5 protein-coding genes are annotated in these 7,027 nt (G+C 67.3%); 4 read left to right on the plus strand and 1 reads right to left on the minus strand.

Features of this window, described 5'->3' with window-relative positions; genetic code table 11:
- Positions 1-19: 19 nt before the first annotated feature.
- The gene (locus tag ACFWY9_RS16080; protein WP_378326784.1) at positions 20-1,633 is read right to left on the minus strand and encodes a PucR family transcriptional regulator; all 1,614 of its coding nucleotides are present in this window, start codon (positions 1,631-1,633) and stop codon (positions 20-22) included.
- A 200-nt stretch (positions 1,634-1,833) separates the two neighbouring features.
- On the opposite strand from ACFWY9_RS16080, the gene ACFWY9_RS16085 reads away from it, so the two are divergent.
- The 4 genes from ACFWY9_RS16085 (at position 1,834) to ACFWY9_RS16100 (ending at position 6,945) form a co-directional block, all read left to right on the plus strand.
- Positions 1,834-3,291 carry an alpha/beta hydrolase gene (locus tag ACFWY9_RS16085; protein WP_378326783.1) on the plus strand — a complete coding sequence of 486 codons (1,458 nt, stop codon included), beginning with the start codon at positions 1,834-1,836 and terminating at the stop codon, positions 3,289-3,291.
- 167 nt (positions 3,292-3,458) lie between these two features.
- Positions 3,459-4,763 (plus strand): M1 family metallopeptidase, encoded by a 1,305-nt coding sequence (locus ACFWY9_RS16090; RefSeq protein WP_378326782.1) that lies wholly within the window; start codon positions 3,459-3,461, stop codon positions 4,761-4,763.
- A gap of 23 nt (positions 4,764-4,786) precedes the next feature.
- A complete protein-coding gene (locus ACFWY9_RS16095) occupies positions 4,787-6,187 on the plus strand; it encodes a M1 family metallopeptidase (protein ID WP_378326781.1) in 1,401 nt (466 codons plus the stop codon).
- Positions 6,188-6,537: 350 nt separating this feature from the next.
- On the plus strand, positions 6,538-6,945 hold the full coding sequence (locus ACFWY9_RS16100; protein WP_378326780.1) for an Hsp20/alpha crystallin family protein: 408 nt from the start codon (positions 6,538-6,540) through the stop codon (positions 6,943-6,945).
- Positions 6,946-7,027: the final 82 nt, after the last annotated feature.

Consider the following 7,027-nt stretch of genomic DNA (forward strand, 5'->3'; position numbering starts at 1 on the left):
TAGCCGTGCCGACGTCGTGTCAGGCCCGGGTCCTCCGCAGCGCGCGAACCCTGAGCTGGAGGTGCGCGAGCAGCATGGCGTCGGCATTGGTGAAATCCAGCCCGGAGATCTCGCGGATCCGGCGCAGCCGATAGCGCATCGTGTTGGCGTGGATGTGCAGGGCGGTGGCTGCGATGTCGGTGGCTCCCGCGGAGTCGAGGTACGCCGCCAGGGTCTCGGGCAGCAGGCCGTCCGGACCGTCGTACTGGCACAGCCGGTGTAGCGCGCCGGTGCTGTCCGGCAGGCCGAGCGACTCGGTGACGTCGGCGAGATGCAGCAACAACATCGACAGCGCCATGTCCGCCACGGTGCGCACGGCCGGACCGTGCGTGGTTGGGTGTCGGAGCGCCCGTAGCGCGGCGTCGGTCTGCGCCCGTACTTCGGCGATTTGCCCCAGCGAGCCGGTCGGCCCGCCGACGGCGACCACGTAGTCGCCGGCCAGTGGTGTCCTGGCGAGGAAATCCCGTGCCAGGTTGACAGTCGCCTCCAACGCGGTGGTGTGCTCCGGAGGCCAGGCGACGAGTGCGTACACCGCGCCGGTACCGGCCACCGAGGCGGAGCGAGGGTGTACGGCCGCGAGGAAGTACTCCAGCGTTTCGGCGAACCGGCGTAGTCCGCCCGCGGTCACCGCATCCGTCGCGGCGCCGGAGCTTTCGGTCTCGGGCAGCCGGGGTGCCGCGGCCAGGACGCACACCGGGCCGGAGCCCAGCTGCAACCGGGTCGCCTCGACGCGGTCGGCCGATCCGCCGAGCACCGCCGCGGCCAGCTCGCCGCGCTGCTGGCGGGCGTAGCTGGTCTCGGTGCGCAGGCCGACCAGGCGCAGCGCGACGATCGACGCGAACTCGCGCAGCCGGGCGGTGCTCGCCTCGTCGAGTGGCTCGGTCACCACCGCCCAGATGTAGCCGAGGACATCCGAGCCTGCCCGGACCGCGATCGCCACCCGCGGCAGCTGGTCGGGCTCGGTCGCTTCCAGGTAGACCGGGGCACCGCTGGCGTGCAGGCGCGCGAATTCGCCCCGCTCGCGCTGTTCGGCCAGCGTCCGCTGGTGCACCGCACGGCCCAGGATGGTCTCGATCCGTTCGGCGTCGGTCCTGTCCTGGCCTTCCGACCAGGCGATCAGTGCGGAGAAACGGTCCTCGATGGTCACCGGGGCGCCGAGGGCCGTGTAGATGGCGTTGGCCAGGGTGAACAGGTCCGAGCCGTCGTCGGAGCGGACGCGTGCCCTGGCGTATTCGAGCAACTGCTCGCGGATGGTCGTCGCGACGTGCATCCAGGACGCGTCCTGGTTGACCTCGATGACCGTCAGCTTCTCGTCCGGTGAAGGCGGTGCCGGGGCCTTCACCGCCAGCACCCTCGCTCCGGCGCGGTCCATCGCCGCGGCCAGGTCGAGCAGTTGGGCTTCGGCGGTCACGCCGATGCCCAGTACCACGCACCCCGGCCCGAGCTGGGTCGGCGCGCCCGGAGCGTAGAGAGCGATCTCGGTGAGCGGCTCGTCGAAGCCGGCACCTTTCTGGACCAACCGCAGCAGCGCCGGGCCGACGTCGCGCACCAGTTGCCGGACGGGCAGATGCCGCCGCACGTCGGACTCGCTCATCCACCAACTCCCTGGCTTGGGCCTTGGAGCCAGTATCGGGCGCGGCCCTTGATGCCGACGTCAAATCTCCGCGTCCTGTCTTGACATCCTCAACGAAGCGGACACAACGCACACCGCATACGGTTGGCGCGCGACTGGAGAACGTTCATCCACCGGAGGACGCTGTGCGCTCCTGTGCCCTGACGGCGGTACTTTCCACCGTGCTGCTCGTGCCCCTGGCCGGCATCGCCACCGCCACCCCCGCGCCGTCCAAGGTCGCCTGGCACGCGTGTGGTGATCTCGGTGGCGAATGCGCCACGGTCGCGGTGCCGACCGACTGGGCGATGCTGTCCGGCCCGAAGTTCGACCTCGCGATCGGGCGGAAGCGGGCGACCGATCCCGCGCATCGGATCGGGGTGCTGTTCGCCGCCCCCGGCGGCCCCGGCGGCTCGGGCATCGACTCCTTCGTACTCAAGGACGAGATCCCGGCGGACAGCGTGCTGCGCCGGCGGTTCGACATCGTCACCTGGGACCCGCGCGGGGTGAAGCGCAGTCGCGAGGTCCAGTGCGATGCGGGACTGCTGAGCCAAGCGCCGAAGAACTTCCCTGACAACGAAAAGGAGTACCGGGAGCTGTTCGCCTACAACGCGAAGCTCGGTGCGGACTGCCGCGCGCACACCGGCCCGCTGTTCGACCACGTCGACACCGCCAGCGCGGTCCGGGACCTCGACGCGATCCGGGCCGCGCTCGGCGAGCGGCAGCTGAGCTTCTACGGGGCGTCCTACGGTACCCAGGTCGGCCAGCAGTACGCCGAACTGTTCGGCGACCGGATCCGTGCGATGGTCATCGATTCCAACATGGACCACAGCCTGACGTCTGCGGCGAAGTACATCGAGACGGCTTCGGCAGACCAGGAGCGCTCGTTCACCGTGTTCGCCGACTGGTGCGAGCGCACCACGAACTGCCCGCTGTACGGCGAGGACGTCCGGAACATCTGGGACAGACTGCTCGCAAGGGCCGAGGACGGTACCTTGGCCGACCCGAAGAACGGCGAAGCGATCAGCCCAGAGGTGCTGCGGGCCGAGCTGATGAACGCCATGTACGAGCCGGAGAAGCAGTGGTACGGCGAGGCCGGCCGGCTCCTGAACCTCGATGCCGGACCGTCCTACCGGACGGCCGCGTCGGCCGGGCCCGTCCTGTCCGGCAACTCTTACCAGGCGATCTGGTGCGAGGACTGGAAGTGGCACGTCAGCGGGTACCCGGAGCTGAAGGCTTACCTTGACAACGCGGCGAAGCATGCCCCGCACACCAAGCTTTCGGCGCTGTGGAGCGACGTGACGATGTGTCTTGGCTGGCCGGCGAAGGTGGTCAACCCGCAGCACCGGCTGAACGTTCCTGATGCCTCGTCGATCGTGATCGTCAAGGGCAAGTACGACGTCGCGACCCCGCACGCGTGGAACTACGCCGTCGCGGAGCAACTCGAGGACGCCGCGCTGCTGGAGTACGAGGGCATCGGCCACGGTCAGTTCTTCACCAGCACCTGCGTCCGCGCGAAGGTGGAGGACTACCTGATCACCACGCGGCCACCCGAACACGGTGCGCGCTGTCCCGCGGTCTGGCCGGCCACCCGGCCCGTCCCGGCTGCTTCCCGAACGTCGGGAACGGAGTGGCCCCAGTAGTCGTGGTGAACTGACTGCGACGTCGTTTGGACACGACTGGGACAGGACTGGGACATCGCGCTCCTAGGTTCACGGTCGTGAAACCCATATACCGCTTGACCGCGATTGGCGTGAGCAGTGTCTGTATGGCGCTGGTGCTCGGTACGGGAACAGCCACAGGTCAGCCTGTGGCGGGTACCGGGGACTACGACGCTCTGGACTACACGGTATCCCTGGAATACCGGTCCGCTACCAAGGATATGGACGGCACCACCACGCTGAGGGCCAGGGCCACTCAGCCGTTGTCCCGGTTCGCCCTGGATTTCGCCGGCGGGAAGGTCGGCAAGGTCACCGTGGACGGCAGGCGGACCAGGTTCGAGACCAGGGACGAAAAGCTGTACGTCTTCCCGCGTGAGTTGGCCAGGGGAGCGGAGTTCACCGTCACCGTGGACTACACGGTCACCAGGACCAATGGGCCCGATGGGCACGGGCCGTGGCGGGAAATCGAGGACGGCTTCGCCATCTCTCCCCAGACACACGAGACCATGCACCACGTCTTTCCGTGCAAGAACGACATCGCGGACAAGGCCACGTACACCGTCAACGTGATCGCTCCGGCCCGCCTCACCGGCGTGACCAACGGGGACCTGGTCGAGACCACCCAGCTCGCCGGAGACCGCACGGCCCGCAAGTACCGGATGGCCTACCCGATGCCCGTCGACGACGGCCAGATCGCGGTGGGACCCTATTCGCGGATGACCCGCAGCGGTCCGGACGGGGTGACCATTCGCGATGTCGTCCCGACCGCGCAGGCCGGTCAGTTGCGCGAGACGCTGGGCCGGACCGATGATCAGCTGCGGTGGCTGACGGCGAAACTGGGGGCGTATCCGTTCGGCACCTATGGACTCTTCGCCCCGCTGGGGTCCGTGGGTGCCTTTGAGAGTCAGACGATGAGTACCATCGACGCGGCCACGTTGGCCAGCGGCACCGCGGATTACGTGCGCGTACACGAGTTGAACCACCAGTGGTTCGGTGCCTCGGTTTCGCCGAAGACTCTTGCCGACAACTGGATTGCCGAGGGGCACGCCCATTTCTACGGAGCCTGGTATGACGCCGAACTGTCTCATCCCGGTTCCGCCGATGCCTTCGCCGAGAGCATGCGGATGTTCTATGGCATGGATCAGCACCTGCGTGACGTGGAAGGACCGCCCGCCGCGCCAAAGCCGGTCTCCGGCCAGACTCAGCGCGCTAATGGCGCGCTGGCTCTCTACGCGCTGCGCCAGACGGTAGGTCCGCAGCTGTTCGAGAAGATCGAACGTGCGGTAGTCACCCGGTTCAAGGACGGTGTGGCGTCGACGGCCGACTACATCAGGACCGCGCGTGAGGTTTCCGGTCGCGACGTCACCGCGCTGCTGACCGACTGGCTGTACGCGAAGAAGACGCCGCCGATGCCCGGCCATCCCGACTGGAAGTCCGACGCTGTCGCGTCCTGACCGCTGCCGACGAAGGAGAAAACGTGTTGTCAGTAGTGAAACGCGGCTCGCTGACCGGGGGCGTGCTGCTCGCCTGCATGATGCTCGGGACGTCGGTCGCCTCCGCCGGTGTCGGCGGTGATGGCATCGGCGACCCCTATTGGCCGCAGGACGGTAATGGGGGATACCGCGTCTCCCACTATGACGTCAAGGTCGGTTACGACCCGGCGAAACCGGACGAGCTCACCGGCGACACCACGGTGTCGGCCACCGCGACGGAGGGGCTGGACCGGTTCAACCTGGACTTCACGAAGACCTTCACCATTTCCGCGGTGACGGTCAACGGTATTGCTGTCAGGGGTTTCTCCCGTGCCGGGGACCACGAGCTGGTCGTCACCCCGGCGAGGCGGATCCCCCGCGGTGCCAGGTTCGACGTGCGCGTGGTGTACTCGGGCAAGAACGGCGACGCCTGGTACAAACCGGAAACCGGCGGCATGCTCATCGTCGGGGAGCCACACTCGGCCACCAACTGGTACCCGGCCAACGACCACCCGTCGAACAAGGCCACCTTCCGGCTCACCGCTACCGTGCCCGATGGCTGGGCGGCGGTCGGCAACGGCAGGCAAGGACCCATCACCACCAAGGACGGCAGGACCACCTTTCGGTGGGACGAGGACAAACCACTGGCCACGTGGACCGCGGTACTGGCCATCGCGAAGTTCACCATGGTGAACGCCAGTCTCTCCGACGGCACCCCGGTTATCAGCGCCTACGCCCCGGGAGCGGAGACCGCGGCGAGGAAATACGGCGACCGCGTCCCGGAGATCATCGACTTCCTGTCTACGAAGTTCGGGAAGTACCCGTTTTCCTCGGCCGGTGGCATCTACTTCAACGAGAAGATCGCGATAGGGCTGGAAACACAGAGCAGGCCGATCTACCCGGGTACCGACAACACCGACGTCGTCTCGCTCATCGTGCACGAGCAGGCCCATCAATGGTTCGGCGACAACGTCACCGGCAAGCAGTGGCGCGACATCTGTGTCGCCGAATGCTTCGCCACCTACGCGCAATGGCTGTGGAGCGAGGCGAAGGAGGGGCAGAATCTCGACGCGAAGTACCGGGAGATCGTCGCGGCCAACAAGGACAAGCCGAAGTTCTGGCAGACCCGGCTCTACGACCCGGGTGCGGACAAGTACCTCGCCGCCGTGTACCGCACGGGCCCGCTGATGCTGCACGCGCTGCGGCGCACCATCGGAGACGACGCCTTCAACTCCGCGCTCACACAATGGCAGGAACAGCATCGAGGAGGCAATGCCTCCTGGCCGGACTTCGAAGCGCTCGCACAGCGCGTTTCCGGCAAGGACCTGAGCGGCTTCTTCCAAGCCTGGACAAGGAACACCACGATTCCCGCCGACGAATACCTCCACCCGGGCCCGCTGCGGTGATCGGACCGGCCTGTCCGTCGGATCCGCGCGCGGTAACGTGCAGCAGACCCTCGTGATGTCGTCTCGACATCATCTAGACAGTCTCATCGGCGAGCGAGACGGGAACCGGAAATACGCGCTCTCCGGTTCGACGGGAAACGGTTCCGGCGAGGGTACCGACGGACGTTTCGGCCACTCGGTGGGGCGGTGTGCGCTCCCGTTTGATGGTGCTGCCTGACGGTAGGTGCGTGCCGGTATGGGCGGCGATGGTCGTTGGTCCCTGCGGCCGGGGACTTTGGGCTGCTGCGCGGTGGCGGGTGGTGCGGTTGTCTGGAGGTGGGAACAGCGCCGCTACGAAGGAGAAAGGGATCATGGTCGCTTTGGTACCGTCGCCTCGGTTCGCCTTGCCGAGTATCGCCGCCTGGCTGGAGAATCCGTGGCCGTTCGCCGAGCACAACCCGGTGCGGATCGAGGAGTCCACAGAGGACGGCAGGTACGTCGTGCGTGCGGAGCTGCCGGGGTTCGATCCGGAGAAGCAGATTTCGGTGACCACGCACAACGGTCTGCTCACCATCACCGCCGAGCGGGAGGCCAAAGAGATCTCCCACGGCCGTAGTGAGTTCTTCTACGGCAAGTTCAGCCGCACGGTGGCGTTGCCACAGGGCGTCGACGCGGCGAAGGTGAGCGCGAGCTACGTGGACGGCATCCTCGAGGTCACGATGCCACACGACGAACAGGCGCGGCAGAAGGAAGTCAAGATCGACGTCGCGAAATCCTGAACCCGGGCACGCCGGGGGGGGGGGGGGGGTCGGGCCGAGCCGCCCCCCCCGCCGCGATCGTCTGACTGTTCGATCCCTAGAA

The sequence above is a fragment of the Amycolatopsis sp. NPDC059027 genome (assembly GCF_042739735.1).
Lineage (GTDB): Bacteria > Actinomycetota > Actinomycetes > Mycobacteriales > Pseudonocardiaceae > Amycolatopsis.

Coding starts and splice junctions, on each gene's coding strand:
- ACFWY9_RS16080 (WP_378326784.1), bottom strand. CDS start 1,633: ATGAGCGAGTCCGACGTGCGGCGGCATCTGCCCGTCCGGCAACTGGTG.
- ACFWY9_RS16100 (WP_378326780.1), top strand. CDS start 6,538: ATGGTCGCTTTGGTACCGTCGCCTCGGTTCGCCTTGCCGAGTATCGCC.